At 66.4% G+C, this 24,360-nt stretch carries 25 protein-coding genes and 1 tRNA gene; 16 read left to right on the forward strand and 10 right to left on the reverse strand.

Annotated elements, in window-relative coordinates:
• Positions 1 to 12: 12 nt before the first annotated feature.
• The 3 genes from rsmI (at position 13) to ACYVG8_RS03485 (ending at position 1,791) form a co-directional block, all read left to right on the forward strand.
• The gene (rsmI, locus tag ACYVG8_RS03475; RefSeq protein ID WP_234413031.1) at positions 13 to 897 is read left to right on the forward strand and encodes a 16S rRNA (cytidine(1402)-2'-O)-methyltransferase; all 885 of its coding nucleotides are present in this window, start codon (positions 13 to 15) and stop codon (positions 895 to 897) included.
• 57 nt (positions 898 to 954) lie between these two features.
• Positions 955 to 1,039: transfer RNA gene (locus ACYVG8_RS03480), tRNA-Leu, on the forward strand.
• 179 nt (positions 1,040 to 1,218) lie between these two features.
• Positions 1,219 to 1,791 carry a type 1 glutamine amidotransferase family protein gene (locus ACYVG8_RS03485; RefSeq protein ID WP_460745025.1) on the forward strand — a complete coding sequence of 191 codons (573 nt, stop codon included), beginning with the start codon at positions 1,219 to 1,221 and terminating at the stop codon, positions 1,789 to 1,791.
• Here the strand turns inward: ACYVG8_RS03485 and ACYVG8_RS03490 are convergent.
• Entirely contained in the window at positions 1,742 to 2,692 is a 951-nt protein-coding gene (locus tag ACYVG8_RS03490) for a DMT family transporter (protein ID WP_460745026.1), read from the reverse strand. The genes ACYVG8_RS03485 and ACYVG8_RS03490 overlap by 50 nt on opposite strands.
• 97 nt (positions 2,693 to 2,789) lie before the next feature.
• Between ACYVG8_RS03490 and ACYVG8_RS03495 the strand changes: the two genes are divergently transcribed.
• Together ACYVG8_RS03495 and ACYVG8_RS03500 are read left to right on the forward strand one after the other, a co-directional pair.
• A complete protein-coding gene (locus tag ACYVG8_RS03495; RefSeq protein ID WP_107890307.1) occupies positions 2,790 to 3,680 on the forward strand; it encodes a LysR substrate-binding domain-containing protein in 891 nt (296 codons plus the stop codon).
• A gap of 144 nt (positions 3,681 to 3,824) precedes the next feature.
• Positions 3,825 to 5,438: a methyl-accepting chemotaxis protein gene (locus ACYVG8_RS03500; RefSeq protein ID WP_460745027.1), complete on the forward strand. Its 1,614-nt coding sequence runs from the start codon at positions 3,825 to 3,827 to the stop codon at positions 5,436 to 5,438.
• Between the two features lie 45 nt (positions 5,439 to 5,483).
• Here the strand turns inward: ACYVG8_RS03500 and nfsB are convergent, their stop codons facing one another.
• The 6 genes from nfsB to ACYVG8_RS03530 form a co-directional block, all read right to left on the reverse strand.
• Entirely contained in the window at positions 5,484 to 6,137 is a 654-nt protein-coding gene (gene nfsB, locus ACYVG8_RS03505) for an oxygen-insensitive NAD(P)H nitroreductase (protein WP_028499233.1), read from the reverse strand.
• 27 nt (positions 6,138 to 6,164) lie between these two features.
• Positions 6,165 to 6,710: an ester cyclase gene (locus tag ACYVG8_RS03510; protein ID WP_315385159.1), complete on the reverse strand. Its 546-nt coding sequence runs from the start codon at positions 6,708 to 6,710 to the stop codon at positions 6,165 to 6,167.
• Between the two features lie 30 nt (positions 6,711 to 6,740).
• Entirely contained in the window at positions 6,741 to 7,841 is a 1,101-nt protein-coding gene (locus tag ACYVG8_RS03515) for an alkene reductase (protein WP_028499231.1), read from the reverse strand.
• A gap of 90 nt (positions 7,842 to 7,931) precedes the next feature.
• Positions 7,932 to 8,132, reverse strand: coding sequence for a helix-turn-helix domain-containing protein (locus ACYVG8_RS03520; protein WP_146745127.1), 201 nt, complete (start codon positions 8,130 to 8,132; stop codon positions 7,932 to 7,934).
• A gap of 154 nt (positions 8,133 to 8,286) precedes the next feature.
• Complete coding sequence (cuyB, locus tag ACYVG8_RS03525) at positions 8,287 to 9,741, reverse strand: cysteate racemase (protein WP_028499230.1); 1,455 nt, start codon at positions 9,739 to 9,741, stop codon at positions 8,287 to 8,289.
• A 166-nt stretch (positions 9,742 to 9,907) separates the two neighbouring features.
• Positions 9,908 to 10,834, reverse strand: coding sequence for a LysR substrate-binding domain-containing protein (locus ACYVG8_RS03530; protein ID WP_146745128.1), 927 nt, complete (start codon positions 10,832 to 10,834; stop codon positions 9,908 to 9,910).
• Between the two features lie 177 nt (positions 10,835 to 11,011).
• Between ACYVG8_RS03530 and rquA the strand changes: the two genes are divergently transcribed.
• The 11 genes from rquA to cobA all read left to right on the forward strand — a co-directional run bounded on the left by rquA (position 11,012) and on the right by cobA (position 21,017).
• Complete coding sequence (rquA, locus tag ACYVG8_RS03535) at positions 11,012 to 11,743, forward strand: rhodoquinone biosynthesis methyltransferase RquA (RefSeq protein ID WP_051528847.1); 732 nt, start codon at positions 11,012 to 11,014, stop codon at positions 11,741 to 11,743.
• A gap of 304 nt (positions 11,744 to 12,047) precedes the next feature.
• Positions 12,048 to 13,655, forward strand: coding sequence for a cytochrome D1 domain-containing protein (locus ACYVG8_RS03540; protein WP_460745049.1), 1,608 nt, complete (start codon positions 12,048 to 12,050; stop codon positions 13,653 to 13,655).
• Between the two features lie 64 nt (positions 13,656 to 13,719).
• A complete protein-coding gene (locus ACYVG8_RS03545) occupies positions 13,720 to 14,022 on the forward strand; it encodes a c-type cytochrome (protein WP_028499226.1) in 303 nt (100 codons plus the stop codon).
• A complete protein-coding gene (locus ACYVG8_RS03550) occupies positions 14,004 to 14,357 on the forward strand; it encodes a c-type cytochrome (RefSeq protein WP_028499225.1) in 354 nt (117 codons plus the stop codon). The genes ACYVG8_RS03545 and ACYVG8_RS03550 overlap by 19 nt, the downstream gene beginning before the upstream one ends.
• Positions 14,309 to 15,523, forward strand: coding sequence for a cytochrome D1 domain-containing protein (locus ACYVG8_RS03555; RefSeq protein ID WP_107889098.1), 1,215 nt, complete (start codon positions 14,309 to 14,311; stop codon positions 15,521 to 15,523). Before ACYVG8_RS03550 ends, ACYVG8_RS03555 begins: the two co-directional genes overlap by 49 nt.
• Positions 15,524 to 15,528: 5 nt before the next feature.
• Positions 15,529 to 16,521, forward strand: coding sequence for a siroheme decarboxylase subunit beta (ahbB, locus tag ACYVG8_RS03560; RefSeq protein ID WP_460745028.1), 993 nt, complete (start codon positions 15,529 to 15,531; stop codon positions 16,519 to 16,521).
• Complete coding sequence (locus ACYVG8_RS03565) at positions 16,497 to 16,970, forward strand: AsnC family transcriptional regulator (RefSeq protein ID WP_199489881.1); 474 nt, start codon at positions 16,497 to 16,499, stop codon at positions 16,968 to 16,970. The genes ahbB (ACYVG8_RS03560) and ACYVG8_RS03565 overlap by 25 nt, the downstream gene beginning before the upstream one ends.
• A 100-nt stretch (positions 16,971 to 17,070) precedes the next feature.
• Positions 17,071 to 17,550 carry a siroheme decarboxylase subunit beta gene (gene ahbB, locus ACYVG8_RS03570; RefSeq protein ID WP_107889097.1) on the forward strand — a complete coding sequence of 160 codons (480 nt, stop codon included), beginning with the start codon at positions 17,071 to 17,073 and terminating at the stop codon, positions 17,548 to 17,550.
• Between the two features lie 4 nt (positions 17,551 to 17,554).
• Positions 17,555 to 18,715, forward strand: coding sequence for a heme d1 biosynthesis radical SAM protein NirJ (nirJ, locus tag ACYVG8_RS03575; protein ID WP_460745029.1), 1,161 nt, complete (start codon positions 17,555 to 17,557; stop codon positions 18,713 to 18,715).
• Positions 18,712 to 20,211 (forward strand): cytochrome D1 domain-containing protein, encoded by a 1,500-nt coding sequence (locus ACYVG8_RS03580; RefSeq protein WP_460745030.1) that lies wholly within the window; start codon positions 18,712 to 18,714, stop codon positions 20,209 to 20,211. Before nirJ ends, ACYVG8_RS03580 begins: the two co-directional genes overlap by 4 nt.
• An 11-nt stretch (positions 20,212 to 20,222) precedes the next feature.
• Positions 20,223 to 21,017: a uroporphyrinogen-III C-methyltransferase gene (cobA, locus tag ACYVG8_RS03585; RefSeq protein WP_084300051.1), complete on the forward strand. Its 795-nt coding sequence runs from the start codon at positions 20,223 to 20,225 to the stop codon at positions 21,015 to 21,017.
• A 6-nt stretch (positions 21,018 to 21,023) separates the two neighbouring features.
• Here cobA and ACYVG8_RS03590 read toward each other — a convergent pair whose 3' ends face one another.
• From ACYVG8_RS03590 to katA, 3 genes are all read right to left on the reverse strand, one after another.
• Positions 21,024 to 21,707, reverse strand: a complete 684-nt coding sequence (locus ACYVG8_RS03590) for a GAF domain-containing protein (protein ID WP_460745031.1) — start codon at positions 21,705 to 21,707, stop codon at positions 21,024 to 21,026.
• Between the two features lie 59 nt (positions 21,708 to 21,766).
• Positions 21,767 to 22,603: a DMT family transporter gene (locus ACYVG8_RS03595; RefSeq protein WP_028499217.1), complete on the reverse strand. Its 837-nt coding sequence runs from the start codon at positions 22,601 to 22,603 to the stop codon at positions 21,767 to 21,769.
• Positions 22,604 to 22,712: 109 nt separating this feature from the next.
• On the reverse strand, positions 22,713 to 24,155 hold the full coding sequence (katA, locus tag ACYVG8_RS03600) for a catalase KatA (protein WP_028499216.1): 1,443 nt from the start codon (positions 24,153 to 24,155) through the stop codon (positions 22,713 to 22,715).
• Positions 24,156 to 24,360: the final 205 nt, after the last annotated feature.

Genomic DNA, 24,360 nt, shown 5'->3' on the forward strand with positions numbered 1-24,360 from the left:
CCGTACTTTCAATTGCTTGACGATGCCAAAGCATCGTTCCGACGCGGCACATTATATGTGGCCGCCACACCGCTGGGAAACCTCGCCGACATTACCTTGCGTGCGCTGGCGGCATTTGATGCCGCCGACATCGTGCTGGCCGAGGATACCCGCGTCACCGGCCAGTTGCTGACACGCTATGGAATCCGCACCCAGCTGGTCAGCGTGCGCGAGCACAACGAGCGCGGCATGGCCGACAAGGTGGTCGGCTGGCTTGCCGAGGGCAAGCTGATCGTCCAGGTCTCCGACGCCGGCACGCCGGCCGTGTCCGATCCCGGCGCCCGCCTGGCGCGCACCGTGCGCGATGCCGGCTATGCCGTGTCGCCGCTGCCCGGCCCGTCGGCCGTCGTCGCCGCGCTGTCGGCATCCGGCACCCAGTGCGACCGCTGGCGCTTTCTCGGTTTCCTGTCGCCGAAGCGCAAGGCGCGCTGCGATGCCATCGCCGCCATCGCCGACTGCCGCGACGCCGTGGTCATCTACGAAGCCCCGCACCGGCTGATCGAGTGCGTGACCGATCTGGTCGACGTGCTTGGCGCCGGGCGGGTCATCGTGCTGGCGCGCGAACTGACCAAGACCTTCGAGACCATCCAGCGCCTGCCGGCCGCCGAACTCGCCGCCTTTATCGCCGCCGACCCGAACCAGTGCCGGGGCGAAATCGCGCTGATCATCGAGCCGGCCGCCGCCAGCGAAGACGAGGACGACGACACCGAGTCGCGCCGACTGCTCGAAATCCTGCTCGACGAGAAACTGCCGGTGAAGCAGGCAAGCCAGATCGTGTCGCGCATGACCGGCGCCAACCGCAAGGCGCTGTATGAACTGGCCCTGTCGATCCGGGCGCAGGACGACGACCAGGACTGAGCGCGCCCGATTTACAAGCGCCGGCCCCGCAGGTAACATGCGCCACCTGTTGCACCTGCCCAGGTGGCGAAATCGGTAGACGCAGGGGACTCAAAATCCCCCGCCGCAAGGTGTGTCGGTTCGAGTCCGACCCTGGGCACCAGATCTGCACGGCAAAAACCCGCATCCATGATGGACTGGCGGGTTTTTTGTTGTGCGCGAACGCATCGCGGGCCAACGCTGCTGACAGAAACTGGCAGTCGTCTCCATTACGCTCGGGGTTCCTGCAGGACCAACGCGTCCTCGGGCATCGCTCACCCTCCAGAGAGAAAGGACACGACAGTGATCCGTGCCATCACCATCCTCACCGAGAATTTTTCCGATTGGGAAACCGCGCTGATCAATGCGGTGGGTCGGGCCTATTATGGCTTCGACACCCGCTTCGCGACCCCGGGCGGCACCCCGGTCACCTCGTCCGGCGGCATGCTCGTCACCCCGCAACTGGCCGTTGAAGCCATTGACCTCGATGAACTGGAGCTGCTGATCGTCTGTGGCGGCACCATTTGGAAAACGGACCAGGCCCCGGACCTCTCGGCCCTGCTGGCTGCGGCACATGACAGAAATCTCGTGGTCGCCGGCATTTGCGACGGCACCCGGGTGCTGGCACAGGCGGGCGTGCTCGATCACCTCCGCCATACCTCCAATTCGGCAGCGAACCTGTCGGAACTGGATTACGGCGGCGCCGCCAGCTATCAGGACGTGCCTTGTGTAGTTGCCGATCAGCGCGTCGTCACTGCGCCCGGCACCGCCCCGGTCAGCTTCATGGCCGAAATCCTGCATACCCTGGGCCTTGGCGGCGAAGACCTCAACGGCTACCTGGCGATGCTTGCAGCCGAGCACGCCAGGCCAGTCTGAGCCGGGTGCCGGCATTGCACAGCAGGATGCCGGCAATGATCAGCCCGCCGCCGGCACAGCTCCGCCAGGTCAGCGTCTCGCCCAGCAACAGCGCGCCGGACAGGACGGCAGTCAGCGGATTCAGCGCGATAAAGCTGCCGGCCCGGGTCACGCCGATCCGGGCAATGCCGTCGTAGTACCAGATATAGGCCAGTGCCGAACCGACCACGCCCAGATACAGCAGGCTCAGCCACCCAGGCCCCGAAACCCGGGCCAGCGACGCCAGCTGCATCTGCCCCAGCGCGAGTGTGGCTGCGCACAGCATCGCGGTGCCCAGCAGAATGGAAAGGGTCACGGTCTGCAGCGGGCCGATGGTGGCCGACAGCTCTCTGGCGCACACGCTGTAGATGACCCAGCTCGCCACGCAGCCAAGGATCAGCGCATCCCCCCACCCGCTGCCCGCATTGCCGGCCAGCGCCGGTGCGGCATGTCCCAGTATCACCACCCCGGCCCCTGCCAGGCACAGTGCGATGCCGGACAGCTGCCCGATCGACAGGGTGTCGCGGAGAAACACCCGGGCCACCAGCGCCATCACAGCCGGGTTCAGCGCAACGATCAGCGCGGCACGCGACGCACCGATCTCGCGCAGCCCGTAAAAAAAGCACAGGTTGTACAGAAAGATCCCGAAGAAGCCGAGCAGCAGCAGTTGCAGGAATTGCCGGGTGTTCAGCCGGACCAGCGGTATCCGGCTCAGCAGCAGGAAACCGAGCAGGGCCAGGCTGGCCATGACGAAGCGCAGGCTGGCCGACAGCAGGGGCGGCATTTCATCGGACAGAAAACGCCCGGCGACAAAGGTACCGCCCCAGATCATGGAGACCAGGCACAGCTTCAGGCAGGTGATGGCATCGGCGGCAGGTTTCATCGCTTTCCGGCAGGGGGCTCATGAGCGGGGCACCATTCTTATGCTCATGATGGCTAATGGTAAAATGAGCAAAAACTCATGACAGATGCCGGATGCGATGACATTGACCCAATTGGAAATTTTCTCGCAGGTCGCGGCCTTGCGCGGCTTCACCCTGGCAGCCGCCCGACTCGGCATTTCCCAGTCGGCGGTATCGCATGCGATCAAGTCGCTGGAACAGGAACTGGGGGTCGAGCTGGTACAGCGCCATCAGGCGCGGGTCGAGCTGACTGATATCGGCCAGCGGCTGTTGCTGCGCGCGCGCAGCCTGCTCGGACTGGCCGAGACCATGCGCCAGGAAGCCGCCGATGCAAAAGGGATGAAACAGGGCACGCTGCGCATCGGCTCCTTCGGCCCGACCGCGTCGATGCGGCTGTTGCCGGCCCTGCTGGCCGACTATCGCCAGCGCTATCCGGGCATCGAGATCCATGTCGAGGAAGGGCCAGACCAGCAGGTCGTCCAGTGGCTGCGCGAGCGCCGCATCGACATCGGCTTTGTGGTGCTGCCGGACGAGAGCTTCGATAGCTGGCCGCTGCTGGAAGACCGGATGGTTGCGGTCGTGCCCCGCCGGCACCCGCTGGCGGCGCGCGATGCCCTCAGCCTGCGCGAGCTGTGCGACGATCCGTTCATCCTGACCGGCGCCGGGTCGGCCGAACTGGTCATGCGCCTGTTCACTGCCGCCGGGCTGACGCCGCAGATCCGTTACCGCTGTTCCCAGTTGCTCAGCACACTGGACACCGTGGCCCGCGGCGACGGGGTCACCCTGCTGGCCGAGCTGGCGCTGCCGGCGCACGACCAGACCGCTTATGTGTCCCGTCCGCTGGCGCCGCAGGTCGCCCGCCGGATCGGCCTGGCGGTCCTCGATCAACGCCAGTCGTCACCGGCCACGCTGGCTTTTGTCCGGCAGGCCCTCATGCTGCGGGATGCCGGCAGGCTGCTGAAACCATGATTCCGGCATTCAGTTTTCCATTTGCCCGGTGCGGGAATTCATTGTGCACATAGGTCCGGAAAACAACTTATATCTTCAACTGCCCTTCCGATAACAGTAAGTGGGTTCAATTTACCCATCTCTTCACTCTAGGCAGGGCACATCATGCGCGTCTCCACTCGGCTTGCCGTCATCATTCTCGCGAGTTTCCTGGGGTTGTTGCTACTGGCGGGCTTCTCGCTGTACAGCATCCACACGTCACTGAAAAAAGAAAAAGAAACCTTCATCATCAGCCAGCTGAAAGCGGCGGAAAGCATCCTCAAATACTACGAAGGCCAGGAAAAGCAGGGCAAGCTCGGCACCGCCGACGCACAGGCCAGAGCGGCCCAGGCGCTGGCGATGATGAAACACGGGGACTTCTATTACTTTGCCCGCACCCGGGACAATGTTCTTGTCGTGCATACCAAGGCCGAAAGGGTCGGCAAGGTCGACACCGGCAGCAAACTTCCCGATGGCCGTACCACGGTCGATGCTTACAACGATGCCCTGAAAGGCGGCACAACCTACGGGCTGACAGTGATTCTGACCTCGCGCAAGGGCAGCACGGAAGAACTGCCGAAGCTCAACGGGGTCTATCGCTTCGAGCCATGGGGCTGGGTCGTGGGCACCGGGATTTTCACGGACGATATCGAGAAGACGTTCTGGAGCAGCGCCCGGGTACTGCTGGGCATCGGCCTGGCCGTGCTGCTGGTCGTGGCCGGGCTGGCCATGGCCATGTCGCGGCAGATCATCGGCGCGCTCGGCGGCGAACCGGCCTATGCGGTGCAGGTCGTCGAGGCCATCGCCGCCGGCAGGCTGGGCGACGAGATTCACACCAGGGGCAAGCCGGGCAGTCTGCTGGCCGTCATGCGTGACATGCAGGGCAGCCTGCGCGGCATGATCGAACAGATCTCCCGTTCGGCCGGCCAGCTGGCGCAAACCGCCCACAGCCTGACCGGGCAGATGGAGCGGCTGGACCAGGCCTCCACCTCCGCCAACGAGTCGACCTCATCGGCCGCGGCGGCGATCGAGCAGTTGTCGGTCAGCATCGACCATGTGACGGCCAATGCCCGCGATACCGAGGTCGATTCGCGCGGCGTCGCCGAACTGGCCCGGCAGGGCCGCACGGTCGCCCGGGAAGTCTCGGCAGGCATCCGTTCCATTTCCGGCGAGATCGGCACGGCGTCGACCCAGGTCGTGTCGCTGGCCGAGCGCACGCGCAATATCAGCGGCATTGCCGACACCATCCGCGACATCGCCGACCAGACCAACCTGCTGGCGCTGAATGCCGCCATCGAGGCGGCACGCGCCGGCGAGCAGGGCCGGGGCTTCGCCGTGGTCGCCGATGAAGTACGCAAACTGGCCGAGCGCACCGCCCAGGCCACCAGCGAGATCACCAGCATCATCCAGACCGTGGTCAAGGAAACGGTCAGCGTGTCCGCCGTCATGGACCATATCAATCCGCTGGTCGATGCCGGCGTCACGCAAGTCAATCAGCTGGCGGTGTCGCTCGGCGACATCGACGACCGGATGGAAACGACGCTGGTCCGCTTCCGCAATGTGGCCGAAGCCCTGGCCGAGCAGAGCCAGGCCGGCACCAATCTGGCCGGCGATGTCGAACGGGTGGTCGGCGTGGTCGAGGAAACCCAGTCGACGGTGCATTTCACCCGCGATGCCGCCCGACAGCTCGAGTCGCTGTCGCTCGGCCTGCAGCAGCAGGTGTCGCGCTTCACGGTCTGAACGCAGCCGGCAGGCGGACGCGCCGGGGGGACCGGCGCGAACCGCTTACAGGAAGGTGAACACGTCTTCCTGCGGCAGACGCGACTTCGGCAGTCCGGCATTGAAGTCGCTGTCGCTGTGATAGCCGAGGCTGACCAGCACCACGCTGGTAAAACCGTGTTCGCGCAGGCCCAGTTCCTGGTCCAGCTTGCGGAAATCGCAGCCTTCCATCGGCGTGGCATCGATGCCGAGCGCGGCGGCACCGAGCAGCAGGGTGCCGAGTGCCAGATAGGTCTGCTTTTCCATCCAGTGCTGCAGGTCTTTCTGGTCGTAGCGGTGCAGGTTCACGTAGCCGAGGCGACCGTTGCGCTGGCCTTCCCGGGCCTCCGGGCTCGGGAAGCGGCCGTCGGCGGCCTCCTGTTCCAGCACGCGTGCCAGATGGTCGTCGGTCATGGCAGTGCGCGCGCACAGCACGATCACATGCGACGCGTTCAGCACCTTGGGCTCGTTGTAGACGAAATCGTCATGCACGCCGCGGGCGATGCGCGCCTTGCCTTCGGCACTGTCAGCCACGACAAAGTGCCACGGTTGCGAGTTGACCGACGACGGGCTGTGACGCAGCAGGGTCAGCAGTTCGTCGATCTTCGGCTGCGGAATGCGGCGTGCCGGATCGAAGGCCTTGGTGGTGTAGCGGGTCTTGGCGATATCAGAAAGGTTCATTGCCGGATTCTCCAGGTAGGGGTCAGGTCAGGCGCCGACGACGCCAAGCTGTTTCATCAGGGTCAGATTGTCCTCGATATGCCAGTTTTCGGCGATACGTCCGTCCGCCACCCGGTAGATGTCGGTGGCGATGAAGTCGACCGCCTGGCCCCGCCCCTGCAACTGGCCGAACTGGCCGCTGAAATGGCCACGGAAGCGCAGATGGACCACCACCCGGTCGCCGGCGACCACCATCTGTTCGATCTCGCAGCGCATGTCCGGTATGGCCGTGCGCATGAAGCGGGAGGCGGCCAGCGGCCCGGCCAGCCCTTGCGCCCGGCCCGGTGGCAGGGTGCGGTCGGTAAAGTCAGGCGCCAGCGCGGCGCGGGCCAGCGCTTCATCGCCAGTATTCCAGAAGCTGCCGTAGCGGCGGGCAGCCAGTGCCTGCGGCGAATCAGCCGTCGCCTGCCCGCTGGCGGCAACGACGACGCGTGGCAGCAGCAGCGGGAGGTCCTGTGCGCTGGCAGGCAGGGTCACGGCGGACAACAGCAGCGGCAGCAGCCAGCGTGCGGAAGAGGAAGGGAGCAGGGTCATGGCAGTGTCCTTTGCAGGGTAAGGGGAAAGTCAGGCGGCGGCCGGGTAGTCGCTGTAGCCACGGGCATCGCCGCCAAACAGCGTGTTGCCGTCGAATGAAGCCAGCGGCAGGCCGTCGGCCAGCCGGCGCGGCAGGTCCGGGTTGGCAATAAAGGCGCGGCCGAAGGCGACCAGGTCGGCATAACCGTTGCCGATCACCCACTCGGCGCGGGCACGGTCGTATTTGCCGGCCACGATGATCGGCCGGCTGAAGCGGGCACGAATGTCCTGGCGGAACGTCTCGGTAAACGGCGGCGCATCGTCCCAGTCGGCTTCGACCAGGTGCAGATAGGCAATGCCGCGCGCCTGCAGATAAGTGGCCGCCTCCAGCAGGGTCGGCAGAATGTCCGGGCAGGCCATCCCGCGCGCGGTCAGGAACGGCGCCAGGCGGATGGCAGTGCGTGCGGCACCGATTTCCCCGGCCACGGCATCGACCACTTCCCGCAGAAAGCGCAGCCGCTTGTCACGCGACCCGCCGTATTCATCGGTACGGGTGTTCGAGGTCGTGCGCAGGAACTGGTCGAGCAGATAGCCGTTGGCGCCATGGATCTCGACACCGTCGAAGCCGGCGTCCAGCGCCCGTCGCGCCGCGCGGCGAAAGTCGTCGACGATGCCGCGGATTTCATCCCGCTCCAGCGCGCGCGGCGTCGGGCAGGCGACCATGGCGCCGATCCCGGTCTGCGGATCAGCCCTCCATACCTGGCCGTCGAACGGCACGGCCGACGGCGCGACCGGCAGTTCACCATGGTGGAAATCCGGGTGGGACATGCGTCCCACATGCCAGAGCTGCAGGAAAATCCGCCCGCCAGCGGCATGGACGGCATCGGTCACCAGACGCCAGCCGGCCACCTGCGCGTCACTGTGGATACCGGGCGTGAACGAGTAACCCTTGCCTTGCGGCGAGATCTGCGTCGCCTCGGTCACGATCAGCGCAGCCGATGCGCGCTGGGCGTAGTAGCGCGCATTCAGCGCATTGGGCACATCGCCGGGCTGGGTGCTGCGGCAGCGGGTCATCGGCGCCATGACCACGCGGTGCGGCACGGCGTGACCGGCAATGACGGTCGGGGTGAACAACGGGGAAGCGGTAGGCATGGCGGCAGGGCTCCGGACTCGGTGGAAGAGGCCGTGCCATTCTGCCCGGCGAGCCGCATGCCGATAATCAGGCCGCCATTTGAATCATTTTCAAATGAAAACGGGAGATCGCTTCCCGATGCCGGCGGCGGTCAACGCCTTGTGAACAACGGCCTGTGTCAGACCACGCTGATTGACCAGATTGTTGAACCTGGCTGCCAGCAGGGCTTTTGCGGACCGTTTTTCAGCATCCGTGAATCCCGGATCCATCAATACCTTGTCGGTCCCGGCGGGCATGTCATTGCGCATCATGATCATTTTCTCCTGAGTCCATAGCGGGCCGGCATGGCTTCAGGCGTTGCCCGAGCCGGGTCATACCCGACGACAATGACACCAGCCGGCCCGGCAAGCCGTCAAAAAGGGGACGGCTTGCGGTTGCGGCAAGGCGACAGTCGGTCTTCCCCGGTCACGCCCCCTGCGCCAGTTCGACGCAACGACGCGCCAGTTCCCGGGTCGGGTCGACCAGACCGACCTCGCGACCGCCAAGGTTCAGCACGTCCTCGCCCGGCACGATCAGTGGCAGTTCGGTGCAGCCGAGGATCAGCACTTCGGCACCGCGATCGGCCAGATGGCGGGCAGCGGCCAGCAGGTCGGCGCGGCACTCGCCGTCGACAAAGCCGGCCTTGACCCCCTTGTCGCCGTAGATGGCATTCATCACCTGCGCCTGATGGGCGTCGTCCGGCACGATCAGCGTCAGGCCAGCGCGCTCGGCCGCCCGGCGGTAGACGCCGCTGCTCATCGTGCCGCTGGTGGCCAGCAGCCCGACTGGCGGACAGTGCGGGTAGCGTTCGGCAATCCGTGCCATGGTCACGTCCGGCATGCTGATGACCGGGATCGACAGATGCGGCTGCAGGTCGCCAAGGTAGGCATGCGCGGTATTGCACGGAATGGCGATCATCGCCGCACCGCCGGCCTCCAGCCGCTTGCAGGCGGCATACAGCGCGATCGACGGGTCCGGGCCGCGACCGAGGATGTGCGCGGTCCGGTCCGGAATCTGCGGATTGTGTTCGACCAGCAGCCGCACGTGTTCCTGGTCGCGCTGCGCCCGTGTCAGCCTGACCAGCTTGTCCATGAAATCCACCGTCGCCGCCGGTCCGACGCCGCCGACGATACCGACCTTGACCGGCTCACCGGCCGGCACGGCATCGCGCTCCAGCGCATGGTCGGCATAGACCCGGTTGCTGTCGATCAGCCGGATGCCGCGGGCGGCCAGTCGTTCGGCCAGCAGCGCCACTTCGGTCGAGGCGGCGAGGATGACCCCGACCCCGTCAGCCTGCAGACTGCGGCAGGCCTGCATCACGGCTTCCAGCGCGGCATCGTCGAGGTAGCCGGCCTTGAGCCCGCGCGGGCCGTAGATCGCCTCCATCAGCCCGGCCTGGGCGTCGGCGGACGGGTAATGCAGCGGATGGCGCGCGCCGAGATGGCTTTCGAGCAGGCCGGCACGGCGCACGTAGTCGCAGGTCAGCACGCCAAGCGGCGTGCCGGCCGGCAGCTCGCGTTCGAGATGGTCGGTGACTGCCGTCATCAGGTTGACGATCGGCAGCGCGGTTTCGGCCTGGATGTCGTCGAGGAAGGTATGGCAGATGAACGACGGCAACAGCACCCGGTCGACGCCCTGACTCTCGAAGTGCCGGACGATGTTGAATACGTAGAACTTGCTCTCGCGCGGATCGGCCTCGCCCCGGGCCACGGCGTCGCCTTCGCTCAGTGGCTGCTGCTCCAGCAGCACGTCAGGCTGGGCCTCGCCCTGGCGCGCCGCGCGCTGGACCAGCTTGAACAGCACGTCGGCGCCTGCCAGCGCACCGACCCCGCCGACGATGCCGAAGCGGCGCTGCCCCACCCTCTTGTCAACCGAATTCATTCCACCCTCACTCGCTGCGCGCCGGCCCATCCGGCGTCATGCGTCATGATGCAGACGGAAACGCGTCCGGCGATGCGTATTCAGATGCCGGGTATGCGTGGAATGAATAAGTGCCCATGCAGCCCCCGAATCCTGCGTCCGGTCGGGCCACACGGGGGGCGCGGACTCAGTCCGGCAGGTCGCGACCGCTCAGGTGCTGCCACAGCCGCACCAGCGCCGGCTTGCGATTGTTCAGGTCGCAATACAGGCGGATGCCGAGCGGCAATTGCCAGCGCTGGCCGCCAGCGCGGACCAGCCGGCCCTCGGCCAGTTCCTGGCTGACCACCATTTCCGGCAGCCAGGCCATGCCCAGCCCCTGCAGCACCAGCTCCTTGGCCTGGTCGGACATGTCCGACTCATAGCGTCGCAGCAGGGCATACGGCTGGCCGGCGTGGTCGAGCAGGTACTGCACGGCGCGACGCAGGTAGGCACCGGTCGCAAACGAGATCAGCGGTACCGGCACCTGGCGGGTCCCCGGCAGCGCGTAACGCGGCCGGCCGTCGAGGCCCGGCGCCGACACCGGCAACAGTACGGTGTCACCCAGCGGCAGGAACGCGTAGCGCGTCTCGTCCAGCAGCACCGGCAGTTCGGTATGGTGATAGCACAGCAGCAGATCGGCCGAGCCGTCCGACAGGGCCTTGATCGCCTTGTTGATGCTGGCGGTCACCGCCCGCACGCTGATGTCGCTGTAGTCCTGCCGTACCGTCTGCAGCCACGACGGCACGAAATTCACCGACAGTGAATGCCCGGCAATGACCCTCAATGAATGTGCGTCCGGATTGACCTCGCCGCGCAGCATGCTGCGCGTCTCCAGCAGCCGGCGCAGGAAGTGCTCGGCATTGTCACGGAACAGCACGCCTTCCGGCGTCAGCGTCAGTGGCAGGCCGCGACGCTCGATCAGCGGTACGCCGACCCAGTGTTCCAGCGCCTGAATGTGACGACTGAGCGACGGCTGCGAGATGTGCCGTTCCTCCGCCGCGCGTGAAAAGCTGCGGGAAGACGCCACACTCAGGAAATCCTCGATCCAGCGGATGTCCATAATTCGTTCGCTCACCACTCGTCAATGTTGAAAACGCGTCACTGTGCCGCATCGCTGGCCAGCGCGCATCGGGAAATCGAATATCTTTCGTCGATATACTGCATAAGTGATTGCTGATTTACATGATCCATCTCAATAAAATTCCGGATCGCCTCAACTAGCCTAAGATTTTCCACGAGGCATTACATCAGGATGGACACTCAGACTAGCGCCGCCCCACTGACCAATGACGTGGTCGACCCCTATTACGAAGGTGTGCCCGATTACATGGTCGACGTCTATGACTGGGCCTATGTCAATCCGGTCCAGGTCGATCGGCTCGACCACAACCTTGTGGTTCGCGTCCTGCTGTTCGGCAACGACCAGCGCCTGATGCGGGCCTATCTGAACGAGATCCGCCCCGGCATGCGCGTCTGGCAGGTCGCCCATGTCTACGGTGATCTGGTGACCCGCGTCGCCGACAAGGTCGGTCCGCAGGGCAGCTTCCACCTGACCGACATCACGCCGGCACAGGTCGAGCACGCCGAACGCAAGCTGGCCGGCCGGCCATGGGCGCAAGTGTATCGTGCCGACGCCGCCCATTTCGACGGACATGGTGAATATGACCTGATCTGCAGCTTCTTTTTGCTGCATGAAGTGCCGGAAGACAAGAAGCGCGAAATCGTCGACCACATGCTGGCGCGGGTGCCGGTCGGTGGCAAGGCGGTGTTCGTCGACTACCACCGGCCGTCGATGTGGCAGCCGATCCGCTGGATCCTGAAGGTGGTCAACGCCTGGCTGGAACCGTTCGCCAACGCGGTGTGGAAGCACGAACTCAGCCATTACGCGACCCATGCCGACCGTTTCGACTGGAACAAGCGCACCTTCTTCGGCGGCGTGTACCAGTGCACGGTGGTCACCCACAAGGCCGCCCCGGACGCCTGATTCCTCCTGCCGCCGGCCACCCGGCCGGCGGCAATCCGCCTTCCCGCCTTCCGTCACTGCCCGCCCGGCGTCATGCCGGCACCTTGACGCGAATCAATGAGCATTTTCCGCTTGTCCATCAGCATGTCATCGTCAATGGAATGACTGTCATGCCCTCGCACCCCATGGACATGACGCCAGCCCGGCCGGCGCCATTCCAGGTCACGGTTTTCCCCTCTTTCTCCAACCTGCAACAGAAAGAAGAACCATGAAAGCGAGACGGTTCCCCCGCTGGATTCTCCCGGCGCTGGCGCTGCTGCCACTGATGGTCGGGCAGGCTTACGCCGCCGACGACGGCCTGCACAAGAATGCCAATCCCAAAGCGCCGAAGATGACCGAGGCCGAATTCACCAAGGCCAGGCAGATCTATTTCGAACGCTGCGCCGGCTGTCACGGCGTGCTGCGCAAGGGCGCTACCGGCAAGCCGCTGACACCGGACATCACCCTGGAGCGCGGCAGCGAGTATCTGAAGACCTTCATCAAGTACGGCAGCCCGGCCGGCATGCCGAACTGGGGCACGTCCGGCGACTTCACCGACGAGGAAGTCGACCTGATGGCGCGCTACGTCCAGCAGGAACCGCCGACACCGCCGGAGTACTCGCTGGCGGACATGGAGAAGAGCTACAAGGAACTCGTTCCGGTCAGCAAGCGTCCGACCCGGAAGATGAACAAGCTGAACCTCGACAACCTGTTCTCGGTCACCCTGCGCGACGCGGGTGAGGTTGCGCTGATCGACGGCGACAGCAAGAAGATCATCAACATCATCAAGACCGGCTACGCCGTCCACATTTCGCGCATGTCGGCCTCGGGACGCTACCTGTTCGTGATCGGCCGCGACGCCAAGATCGACCTGATCGACCTGTGGATGCCGGTGCCTGACCGGGTTGCGGAAGTCAAGGTCGGCCTGGAAGCGCGCTCGGTCGAAACCTCCAAGTTCAAGGGCTACGAAGACAAGTACGCGATCGCCGGCACCTACTGGCCGCCGCAGTACGTCATCATGGAAGGCAGCACGCTGAAGCCGCTGAAGATCGTGTCGACCCGCGGGATGACGGTCGATGGCGAATATCACCCCGAGCCGCGCGTGGCCTCCATCGCCGCCAGCCACTACCGCCCCGAGTTCGTGGTCAATGCCAAGGAAACCGGCAAGATCATGATGGTCGACTACACCGACCTGAAGAACCTGAAAACCACCACCATCGACTCGGCCAAGTTCCTGCATGACGGCGGTTTCGACTCCACCGGCCGCTACTTCCTGGTTGCCGCCAACGCGTCGAACAAGGTCGCCGTGGTCGATACCAAGGAAGACAAGCTGGCCGCACTGGTCGACGTCGGCAAGACGCCGCACCCGGGTCGCGGCGCGAACTTCGTCCATCCGAAATTCGGTCCGGTCTGGGCCACCAGCCATCTCGGCGACGACACGATCAGCCTGATCGGTACCGATCCGGTCAAGCACAAGGCCAGTGCCTGGAAGGTGGTCGAGACGCTGAAGGGCCAGGGTGGCGGTTCGCTGTTCATCAAGACCAATCCGAAGTCGAAGAACCTGTGGGTCGACACTCCGCTGAACCCGGACGCGAAGCTGAACCAGTCGGTGGCCGTGTTCGATATCAGCAAGCTGCAGAGCGGCTATGAAGTACTGCCGATCGTCGAGTGGGCCCAGTTGAAGGGCGCCGGCGCCAAGCGCGTGGTGCAGGCCGAGTACAACCAGGCCGGCGACGAAGTGTGGTTCTCGGTCTGGGGCACCAAGGACCAGGAGTCCGCACTGGTCGTGGTCGATGACAAGACCCGCAAGCTGAAGGCCGTGATCAAGGATCCGAAGCTGATCACGCCGACCGGCAAATTCAACGTCCACAATACCCAGCACGACGTGTATTGATCCGATGGCGGGCAGGGAGCCCTTCCCTGCCCGCCTGTTTTTGTCCGCCAACCGGAGTTCCACCATGCACAACCTTATCGTGACCGCTTTCGCCTTCGGCGCCCTGCTCGTCAGCGGCGCCGCCCAGGCCAACGAAGCCCTGGCCAAGAGCAAGAACTGCATGTCTTGCCACACCGTCGACAAGAAACTGGTCGGTCCGGCGTACAAGGACATCGCCACAAAATACAAGGGCAAGAACATGGAAGCCCAGATGGTGCAGTCGATCATCAAGGGCAGCAGCGGCAAGTGGGGTCCGATCCCGATGCCGGCCAACAATGTGTCCGAAGGCGATGCCAGGACGCTGGCCAAATGGATCCTGTCGCTGTAAACCGGTGCCGGCTCGCCGGCATGGCGCTGTTCGCCATGCTGGTCTCGGCACCGGCCTTCGCCACCGACCCGCCCTCGCCACAGCGCCAGCGCCAGCTCGCGCACTGGCTGCGCGACGACTGCGGCGCCTGCCACGGCATGACGCGCCAGGGCGGGCTCGGCTCGCCGCTGACCGCTGCCGCCCTGGCGGACAAGCCGGCGTCGGGTCTGGTGGCCACGCTGCTTGACGGGCGTCCCGGCACGGCAATGCCGCCGTGGCGACCGTTTCTGACTGAAGACGAGGCCGTATGGCTGATCGAACGATTGCAGCGCGGCGATCCTCTCGCCGTGCCCTGATTCCCGCGCTTGCGCTGGCCTGCCTGAGCGCACTGGCCGGTTGCAGCACTGCCCCGGCCGCACGCGGTACCGGCGACCTGGGCCTGATCATCGAACGGGCGACCGGCCGCGCCCAGATTGTCGATACCACGCAGCATCAGCGCCTGGCCACCGTCAGCGGGCTGGGCGACCTGTCGCACGCGTCGGTAGTGTTCTCGCGCGACACCCGCTATGCGTATGTGTTCGGCCGTGATGGCGGTCTGACGCGCATCGATCTGCTGTCGGCCCGCATCACCCATCGCGTGGTGCAGGCCGGCAATTCCATTGGCGGCGCCATCAGCCAGGATGGCCGCATCGTGGCCGCGCAGAACTACGAACCGGGCGGCATCCGCCTGTTCGATGCCGCCACGCTGAAGCCGCTGGCGGACATCCCGGCCATCGGCGCGGACGGCCGCCGCTCGAAGGTGGTCGGTCTGGTCGACCTGCCCGGCCAGCGCTTCGCCGCCAGCCTGTTCGAGTCGGGAGAGATCTGGCTGATCGACGCCAGCGACCCCGCGCACCCGAAAGTGGACAAACTCGCCGCCGGCAAGCAGCCGTACGATGCACTGGTCACGCCGGACGGGCGCCATTATCTGGCCGGCCTGTACGGCGAGGACGGGCTGGCCCGGGTCGATCTGTGGCAGGACCCGCCGGCGGTACGCAAGGTCATGTCCGGCTATGGCCGGGGAGAAACGCCGCTGCCGGTGTACAAGATGCCGCACCTGCGCGGCTGGGCCATCGCCCAGGGCGAAGCCTGGCTGCCGGCCATCGGCCGCCATGAAGTGCTGGTCGCCGACACCCGCGACGGCTGGAAGGAAAATGCCCGCGTCGCGGTCGCCGGCCAGCCGGTCTTCGTCATGGCGCGCCCGGATGGCCGCCAGGTCTGGGTCAATTTCGCCTTCCCCGACAATGACACCCTGCAGGTCATCGACACCCGGAGCCGGCGCGTGGTCCGCACGCTGAAACCGTGCCGGGGCGTGCTGCACATGGAGTTCACGCCGAAGGGCGAGGAAATCTGGTTCTCGTGCCGCGACGACAACCGGGTCGAGGTCTACCGTACCGACACGCTGACCCCGGTCGCCTCGCTGCCGGCCGACAACCCGAGCGGCGTGTTCTTCACCCCGCGCGCCTACCGCTTCGGCATGTAGCGCCCATGTCCGATGATCGCGCCCTGTTCGACACGCTGCAGCGCGATTTTCCGCTGCAGTCCCGCCCGTATCATGTCGCCGCCGCGGCCTGTGGTCTCGACGAGGCGGACCTGCTGGCCCGGCTGGCGGCCGGGCTGCAGTCCGGCCGCATCAGCCGCATCGGCGCGGTATTCGCGCCGAACGTGATCGGCGCCAGCACACTGGCCGCGCTGGCTGTGCCGCCCGATGCACTGGACGAGATGGCCGCGCGGGTCAATGCCTGTCCGCTGGTCAACCACAACTATGCCCGCCATGGTCATGCCTGCAACCTGTGGTTCGTGCTGACCGGCCGCGACCGGGGGCAGCTCGATGCCGCGCTGGACGATATTGCCGTCGCAACCGGTCTCCCGCCGCTCGACCTGCCGCTGGAGCGCGAATATCACATTGATCTCGGTTTCGCCCTCGACGGCCCGCAACGGCAGCGAACGCCCCGGACACCGGTGGCGCGACCGGCGCTTGATGCAGCGGACTGGCGGCTGATCGCGGCGCTGGAGCGCGGCCTGCCACTGGTGGCGCAGCCGTACGAGGCACTGGCGGCCATGGCCGGCCTGAGTCCCGGGCAGGTTGGCGAACGGCTGCGCACCTGGTGCGACAGCGGCGTGATCCGTCGTTTCGGCGTGGTGCTGCGCCACCGCGAATTCGGCTACCGCAGCAATGCCATGTGCGTCTGGGACGTGCCGGACACCGACGTCGACGCCATCGGCAAGCGCCTCGCCGCCCACCCGGCGGTAAACCTGTGCTACCGGCGACCGCGCCGGCCCGGCTGGCCGTACAACCTGTTCGCCATGATCCACGCCCGTTCCGGGCAGGCAATGGCGGACGATATCGCCGGCGTGGTCCGCCATGCCGGCCTGGCCCCCCATCCCCGGTTGGTGCTGCCCAGCACCACCTGCTACCGCCAGCGCGGCGCACGCTATGCCTGCGAGGAGTCCCCATGCGACACAACGACGCCAGCCTGATGCCGCTCGACGACACCGACCGCCTGATCATCAACCGGCTGCAGGACGGTTTTCCGCTGGTTTCACGCCCGTATGCGGCTGCGGCAGCCGCACTGGGGCTGGACGAAGACACGCTGCTGGCGCGGCTCGATGCGCTGCTGGCGCGCGGCGTGCTGACCCGCTTCGGCCCGCTGTTCCAGATCGAGCGTGCCGGCGGCCGTTTCGTGCTGTGTGCGTGTCATGCACCGGCAGAACGGTTCGACGCCATTGTCGACGCCATCAACGCGTTCCCGGAAGTTGCGCACAATTACGCGCGCGAACACCACCTGAACCTGTGGTTCGTGGTTGCCATCGAGTTCGCCGGCACACTGGACGATACCCTGGCCCGGATCGCCGCCGCGGCCGGCGTGCCGGTGCTGCCGTTCCCGAAACAGCGCGAATTCATCGTCCATCTGCGGCTGGAAGCCTGAGATCCGGACCGGGCCCGACCGCCGCCATTGATCTGCGTTAAGGCGCCTGCCCCCCGGTCATTTTTATGCTGTCAGCACAATGCCACGCAAGGGAAACGACATGCTCGACCCGCTGGACCGGGCGCTGATACGCGCCACGCAGTCGGGGTTGCCGCTGGTGCCGGAACCCTACCTTGCCCTCGCCAGCGCGCTCGGCACCACCGAGGCCGATATCATCGCCCGGCTGGCAGCCATGCGCGAAGACGGCCTGCTGCGGCGCATCGCCGCGGTACCGAACCACTATGCGCTCGGCTATCTCGCCAATGGCATGACGGTCTGGAACGTCGACGACGCAGAGGCCGATGCACTCGGCGCGGAAGTGGCCCGGCTGCCCTTCGTCAGCCACTGCTACCTGCGCCCGCGCCGTCTGCCGGACTGGCCGTACAACCTGTTCGCCATGGTCCACGCCCACGACCGCGTCGAAGCGGCGGCCCTCGGCGACCGCATCGCCGCCGTACTCGGCGCCGCCTGCCATGGACGCGATGTGCTCTATTCGACCCGAATCCTGAAAAAAACCGGCCTGCGCCTGACCGGGGAGTAATGTCATGTTCCGTCTGTCCCGATTCATGGAAGCACTGCGCGGCAACGGTCCCATTGCCACCCCGCGGCGGCCGCGCGGCCCGGTGGTGATCTGGAACCTGATCCGCCGCTGCAACCTGACCTGCAAGCACTGCTATTCGACCTCGGCCGACACCGACTTTGCCGGTGAGCTGTCCACGGCCGAGGTATTCACCGTCCTCGACCAGCTGCATGCCGCCGGCGTGCCGGCGGTGATCCTGTCCGGCGGCGAGCCGCTGCTGCGGCCGGACCTGTTCGCTATCGCCCGCCGGGCCAAGGCGCTCGGCCTGCATGTGTCGGTGTCCAGCAACGGTACCCTGCTCGACCCTGCCATCGCCCGCGAACTGGCCGATTGCGGCGTCGACTACTACGGCGTCAGCCTCGACGGACTGAAGCCGGTGCACGACGTGTTCCGCCAGCGTGCCGGTGCCTTCGACGACGCCCTGGCCGGTATCCGCATCGCCCGCGACGCCGGCCTGCGCGTCGGCGTGCGCATGACCCTGACCGAATCCAATGCCGCCGATCTGCCGGCGCTGGTCGCCCTGACCGAGGACGAGGGGCTGGACAAGTTCTACCTGTCCCACTTCAACTACGCCGGACGCGGTCGCAAGCACCAGCGCCAGGATGCCCGCCACGTCGCCACCCGTCAGGCGATGGACTGGCTGTTCGCCCATGTCTGGTCGCGCGCGCGGCAGGAACGCGCCGGCGATTTCGTGACCGGCAACAACGATGCCGATGGCGTCTACCTGCTGCACTGGGTCGCCCGGCGCTTCCCGCACCGCGTCGACGACCTGCGCGCCCGGCTGCTGCAGTGGGGCGGCAACGCCACCGGCATCGGCGTCGCCAATATCGACAATCTCGGCAACGTCCATCCGGACACCATGTGGTGGCAGGTCGGGCTGGGCAATGTGCGCGAACGGCCGTTCGGCGAGATCTGGGCCGACCGCAGCCATCCGCTGATGGACGGGCTGAAATCGCGGCCGCGACCGCTGGAGGGCCGCTGCGCGGGCTGTGCGCACCGCGAGATCTGCAATGGCAATACCCGGGTGCGCGCCTTCGCCGTCAGTGGCAACCCGTGGGCGGAGGACCCCGGCTGTTACCTGAGCGATGCCGAAACCCGGCCGCTGCGATGCGGGGTGACGGCATGACACTGCGCCTGCTGCTCGCCTGCTGTTCGCTGGCCGTCGCTACCCTGGCGACGGCCGCCCCGCCCGATGCGCCGGTCCTGTACCGGCAGCAGTGCGCAAGCTGTCACGGCACCGACCGCCTCGGCGCCATGGGGCCGGCGCTGTTGCCGCAAAGCCTGGAACGGCTGAAACCGGCCGAGCTGCTGGCCACCATCCGTGACGGCCGCCCGGCCACGCAGATGGCCGGCTTCGCCGCCACGCTGTCGGCGGCCGATATCGACGCGCTGGCCACCTTCCTGCGCAGCGATCCGCCGTCGCCGCCGCGCTGGCGCGACAGCGACATCCGCGCGTCGCGTATCGTCCATGTCCGGCCCGGCAGCCTGCCGGACCGGCCGCAATTCCGCGCCGATCCGGCCAATCTGTTCCTGGTGGTCGAGGCCGGCAGCCATCACGTCACCGTGCTCGACGGTGACACGCTGGAGCCGATCCATCGCTTCCAGAGCCGCTTCGCCCTGCATGGCGGTCCCAAGTACAGCCGCGACGGCCGCTATGTGTACTTTGCCAGCCGCGACGGCTGGATCAGCAAGTACGACCTGTGGAACCTGAAGACCGTGGCCGAGATCCGCGCCGGTCTCAACACCCGCAATCTGGCGGTCAGTGACGACGGACGCTGGGTGCTGGTCGGCAACTATCTGCCGAACACGCTGGTCCTGCTCGACGCCAGAACGCTGGAACTGCGCCGCAGCCTGACGGTGCGCGGCACGGACGGTGCGCCGTCGCGGGTATCGGCGGTCTATGACGCCGCGCCGCGCGGCAGCTTCATCGTGGCGCTGAAGGATCTGGCCGAGGTCTGGGAAATACCGTACCGCAACGGACGGGCCGGTGCCGCCCCGCAGCTTGCGCCGCGCCGGATCGCCTTCGACGATGTGCTCGACGACTTTTTCTTCGACCAGTCCTACCGCCACATCCTCGGCGCCTCGCGCAGCGGACGCGGCCAGGTCATCGACCTCGACGCCGGCCGCAAGGTCGCCGATCTCGCGCTGAGCGGCATGCCGCACCTCGGCAGCGGCATTACCTGGCAGCGCGACGGCCATGACGTGATGGCGTCGCCAAACCTGAAGGACGGCCGCATCAGCGTGATCGACATGCAGAACTGGCAGACGGTCGGCGAAATCGCCACCAATGGCCCGGGGTTCTTTATCCGCAGCCACGAACGCACGCCGTATGCGTGGACCGACGCGATGATGAGTCCGCGCCGCGATACCCTGCAGATCATCGACAAGCAGAGCCTGGCCGTGGTCGGCAGCGTGACACCGAGCCCCGGCCGTACGGCCGCGCATGTGGAGTTCACCCGTGACGGCAAATACGCGCTGGTCAGCGTGATGGAGCGCGATGGCGCGCTGGTGGTTTACGATGCGGCGACTTTCCGCGAGATCAAGCGCTTGCCGATGGACAAGCCGATCGGCAAATACAATGTATTCAACAAGACCACCCGTTCGTCGGGAACCAGTCACTGAGGAGTCCGCACATGGAAAGAGCAACCCAACCGGGCAAGGTCTGGCTGGTCGGCGCCGGCCCCGGCAGCGCCGATCTGCTGACCCTGCGCGCCGCCCGCGTGCTGGGCCAGGTCGATGTCTGGCTGATCGATGATCTGGTCGGCGAGGAGATCCACCAGCATGCGCGTCCCGACGCCGTGCTCGAATACGTCGGCAAGCGCGGCGGGCGCTGTTCGATGCGCCAGGCCGACATCAACGAACGCGCGCTGGCCCATGCGCTGGCCGGCCGCTCGGTCGCCCGGGTCAAGGGCGGCGACCCGACCCTGTTCGGCCGTGGCGGCGAGGAGCTCGCCTATCTGGCCGCGCACGGCATCGAGGTCGAGATCGTCAACGGGCTGACCAGCGGCATGGCGGCGGCACAATCGCTCGGCGTCGGTCTGACCCACCGCGATTTCGGTCATGGCGTGACATTTGTCACCGCGCACACCGCCGACGACGGTGGCCCGGACTGGCCGGCGCTGTGTGCCGGCGGCACCACGCTGGTGATCTACATGGGCATGAGCCGGCTGGCCGACATCCGCGATGCCCTGTGCCGCGCCGGCAAGCCGGCCGACACGCCGGCCGCCGTAGTGATGAACGCCAGCCGCGTCGACGAGCGGCAATGGTGTGGCTCGCTGGCGACGCTGACCGATGCGCTCGACGCCGGGCTGGCCAGCCCGGCCATCATCCTGGTCGGCGGCGTGCTCGCCCACGCCCGCCACCCGCAACCGGCCGCGTTCGCGCTGCCGCTGGCGCACGCCACCGGCGACTCGCTGGCCTGTTGCTGAGGCGGTTCAGGCGAACTCGGCCGACAGCAGCACGCACAGCGCCACCAGCACGACCTGCCGCGCCGGGGTAAAGAAACCGGCCGGCGCCGCCTCGGCGTCGATAATGCCGGCCACCGTACCGTCGGCGGCATACACCGGCAGGCAGGCTTCGGCGCGCACCTTCGGATCGCACACGTAGTAGCTGCCGCCGCCGGCCGCATGGATGGCCACGTCATCGATGACCATGCCCCGTCCGGACAGGCCGACCGTGCTGTTGTTGCTGTGGGCGGCAAATGCCGCGTCGAGCGGGAACTCGGCCCGGCTCGGCAGCCCGACACAGGCCAGTTTGACCAGCGCCTCGCCAGCGGCGACCGGCAGCCGGCGATAGATGCCAAGCCAGTCGGCACCCACCTGCGCGTTGACGGTCTGCACCAGCCGGTTCAGGCGTTGCAGCAAGCGGGTTCTGGCCGCATCACGGCCGCCGAGCACGCCGGCCAGGTCGTACGGCTGTGCCGCCAGCTGGTCGAACAGCGAACAGGCGCCATCGGCCGACACTTCCGGTACCCGGTAACGGTACAGCGCGTCTTCGTCGTCGACCGCCACCGGTACCGCCAGCGCGGCGTGCAGGGTGCCGATACTGGCGACGATCGCGTCGACGGACAGATCCAGCGCATTGCGCCGCAGGTAGTCACTGACCAGGCTCGATGTCATCGGTGAATCACTCCGGGAAAAGATCGCCCACTGTGCCGCGAGCCGGGGCCGGCGGGCAACTACATCCGCAACATCAGCACCCCGCCCACCATCAGCACGCAGGCGGCGACACGCAGCGGCGTCGGCTTCTCGCCCAGCCACAGCCAGCCAAGCAGCACGCCGAACAGGCTGCTCAGTTCGCGCAGCGCCGACACCTGGCCCATCGGCAGCACGCGCAGCGCCGAAATCACCAGCCCGTACGCACACAGCGACACCACGCCGCCGAGCATGCCGGTCAGCACGGCGCGACGATCGGCCAGACGCGGGCGCGGATCGCCGCCGGCGCGAAGCACCAGCGCCAGCAGCGGCAGGTTGAACAGCAGGTAGACCCAGGCGATATACGCGAACGGATCGCCGGCCAGCCGCACGCCGATGCCGTCGACCACGGTATAGGAGGCGATAAAGCAGCCGGTCAGCACCGCCGCGCCCATCCCGCCGCTGGCGGCCAGCCCACGGCGGCGATAGGCCAGCGACACGATGCCGGCCGACACCATCAGGATGCCGCCAGCCACGACCAGCCCCGGCCGCTCGCCGCCAAAGGCCCAGGCGCCGAGCGTGACCAGCAGCGGCGACATGCCGCGCGCCACCGGATACACCCGGCCGAAGTCGCCGCTGCGGTAGGCACGGATCAGCGCCAGCGAATAACCGAGCTCCAGCAGCGCCGACGCACCGATATACGGCCAGCTGGCCGCTGCCGGCGCCGGCAGCAGCAGCACGCCGGCCAGCCCGGCCAGCCCGCACGGCACCGCCATCATGCCGGTCTGCCACAGCTTGTCCCGACTCTGGTGCAGCAGCGCATTCCAGCTGGCATGCAGCAGGGCCGAGAACAGCACCAGCGCAACGTACAGGCTTTCCACCCGGCCATCCCCGAGATCTAAAGACGCCAGCCTATCAGTCCGGCCAGCCGGACGACAGAAACCGCCGCGCAAGGCGCGGCGGTTTCTGGTCCCGGCATGGCGGATAGCGTTACAGCGTCAGCCCCAGCGCCTTCGCCACGCCGGCGCCATAGGCCGGGTCGGCTTTGGAGAAATGGGCGATCTGGCGGCGCTGGATCGCTTCCGGCACCTCGCGCATGTCGTCAGCGATATTGTCGAACAGCCGTTGCTGCTGGGCCGCATCGAGCAGCCGGAACAGCGCGCCCGGCTGCGAGTAGTAGTCCTCGTCGACGCGATGGTTCCAGTGGTCGGCCGCGCCTTCCAGCGTCAACGGCGGTTCGGCGAAGTCCGGCTGTTCCTGCCATTGGTCGAAGCTGTTCGGCTCATAGCTGACGCGCCTGTCGCCATTGTTGCCATCGACGCGCATCGCGCCGTCGCGGTGGTAGGTATGGAACGGACAGCGCGGCGCGTTGACCGGGATCTGCTGGTGATTGACGCCGAGCCGGTAGCGGTGGGCATCGCCATACGAGAACAGCCGGCCCTGCAGCATCTTGTCCGGCGAGAAGCCGATGCCCGGCACGACATTGCCCGGGTTGAATGCCGACTGCTCGACTTCGGCGAAGTAGTTGTCCGGGTTGCGGTTCAGTTCGAACTCGCCGACCTCGATCAGCGGGTAGTCGCCATGCGGCCAGACCTTGGTCAGGTCGAACGGATTGATCCGGTACGAGCCCGCTTCCTGCTCCGGCATGATCTGCACGAACAGTTTCCAGCGCGGAAAGTCGCCGCGTTCGATCGCGTCGTACAGGTCGCGCTGCGAGCTTTCACGGTCGCGGGCAATGATCGCCTCGGCCTCGGCGCTGCCCAGACAGGCGATACCCTGCTGGGTCTTGAAGTGGAACTTGACCCAGAAGCGCTCGTTCTGCGCGTTGATGAAGCTGAAGGTATGGCTGCCGAAGCCATGCATGTGCCGGTACGAACGCGGCAGGCCGCGGTCGCTGAAGTCGATCGTCAGCTGGTGCAGCGATTCCGGCAGCAGCGAGAAGAAATCCCACTTGAAAGTCGCATTGCGCAGATTGGTGCGCGGGTCGCGCTTGACCACATGATTGAGGTCGGGGAACTTCAGCGGATCGCGCAGGTAGAACACCGGGGTGTTGTTGCCGACCAGGTCCCAGTTGCCTTCCTCGGTGTAGAACTTCATCGCGAAACCGCGAATGTCGCGCTCGGCATCCGCCGCACCGCGCTCGCCGGCCACGGTCGAGAAACGCACGAACAGGTCGGTCTGCTTGCCGACCTGCGAGAACAGCCTGGCCCGGGTATAGCGGCTGATGTCATGGGTGACGGTAAAGGTGCCGTAGGCAGCCGACCCCTTGGCGTGCATGCGTCGCTCGGGGATGACTTCACGATCGAAATGGGCCAGTTTTTCCAGGAACCAGACATCCTGCAGCAACATCGGTCCTCGCGGACCGGCAGTCATCACATTGTTGTTGTCAGCCACCGGTGCGCCGGCACCGGTTGTCAGGGGTAGTCGTGCCATCAGAGGATCTCCTGGCCGTCTTGGCAACGGCCTCAGATTGCAACATGGGCAGACCGCTGGCGGAACAGCAGCCTGTCCGGCGAAAGCCGTGCACGTCGTCCGGGGCTGCGGGAAGGACGGTCGGGCGACGGAGATCTGCAGTGTCGACCGCCACCGGCGATTAATCCAATTTAATGTTTCTACTTTTCCGATGTGGACAGACTAT

It is taken from the genome of Microvirgula curvata (genome assembly GCF_054781615.1).

Bases quoted from the DNA above. Each gene is read 5' to 3' on its own strand.
- nirJ (WP_460745029.1), top strand. From the start codon at position 17,555: ATGTTCCGTCTGTCCCGATTCATGGAAGCACTGCGCGGCAACGGTCCC.
- ACYVG8_RS03545 (WP_028499226.1), top strand. From the start codon at position 13,720: ATGCACAACCTTATCGTGACCGCTTTCGCCTTCGGCGCCCTGCTCGTC.
- nfsB (WP_028499233.1), bottom strand. From the start codon at position 6,137: ATGAACCTTTCTGATATCGCCAAGACCCGCTACACCACCAAGGCCTTC.
- cobA (WP_084300051.1), top strand. From the start codon at position 20,223: ATGGAAAGAGCAACCCAACCGGGCAAGGTCTGGCTGGTCGGCGCCGGC.
- ahbB (WP_460745028.1), top strand. From the start codon at position 15,529: ATGTCCGATGATCGCGCCCTGTTCGACACGCTGCAGCGCGATTTTCCG.
- ACYVG8_RS03510 (WP_315385159.1), bottom strand. From the start codon at position 6,710: ATGACCCTGCTCCCTTCCTCTTCCGCACGCTGGCTGCTGCCGCTGCTG.
- rquA (WP_051528847.1), top strand. From the start codon at position 11,012: ATGGACACTCAGACTAGCGCCGCCCCACTGACCAATGACGTGGTCGAC.
- katA (WP_028499216.1), bottom strand. From the start codon at position 24,155: ATGGCACGACTACCCCTGACAACCGGTGCCGGCGCACCGGTGGCTGAC.
- ACYVG8_RS03495 (WP_107890307.1), top strand. From the start codon at position 2,790: ATGACATTGACCCAATTGGAAATTTTCTCGCAGGTCGCGGCCTTGCGC.
- ACYVG8_RS03520 (WP_146745127.1), bottom strand. From the start codon at position 8,132: ATGATGCGCAATGACATGCCCGCCGGGACCGACAAGGTATTGATGGAT.
- ACYVG8_RS03490 (WP_460745026.1), bottom strand. From the start codon at position 2,692: ATGAAACCTGCCGCCGATGCCATCACCTGCCTGAAGCTGTGCCTGGTC.
- ACYVG8_RS03555 (WP_107889098.1), top strand. From the start codon at position 14,309: ATGGCTGATCGAACGATTGCAGCGCGGCGATCCTCTCGCCGTGCCCTG.
- ACYVG8_RS03565 (WP_199489881.1), top strand. From the start codon at position 16,497: ATGCGACACAACGACGCCAGCCTGATGCCGCTCGACGACACCGACCGC.
- ACYVG8_RS03580 (WP_460745030.1), top strand. From the start codon at position 18,712: ATGACACTGCGCCTGCTGCTCGCCTGCTGTTCGCTGGCCGTCGCTACC.
- ACYVG8_RS03515 (WP_028499231.1), bottom strand. From the start codon at position 7,841: ATGCCTACCGCTTCCCCGTTGTTCACCCCGACCGTCATTGCCGGTCAC.
- cuyB (WP_028499230.1), bottom strand. From the start codon at position 9,741: ATGAATTCGGTTGACAAGAGGGTGGGGCAGCGCCGCTTCGGCATCGTC.
- ahbB (WP_107889097.1), top strand. From the start codon at position 17,071: ATGCTCGACCCGCTGGACCGGGCGCTGATACGCGCCACGCAGTCGGGG.
- ACYVG8_RS03550 (WP_028499225.1), top strand. From the start codon at position 14,004: ATGGATCCTGTCGCTGTAAACCGGTGCCGGCTCGCCGGCATGGCGCTG.
- ACYVG8_RS03500 (WP_460745027.1), top strand. From the start codon at position 3,825: ATGCGCGTCTCCACTCGGCTTGCCGTCATCATTCTCGCGAGTTTCCTG.
- ACYVG8_RS03540 (WP_460745049.1), top strand. From the start codon at position 12,048: ATGGTCGGGCAGGCTTACGCCGCCGACGACGGCCTGCACAAGAATGCC.
- ACYVG8_RS03590 (WP_460745031.1), bottom strand. From the start codon at position 21,707: ATGACATCGAGCCTGGTCAGTGACTACCTGCGGCGCAATGCGCTGGAT.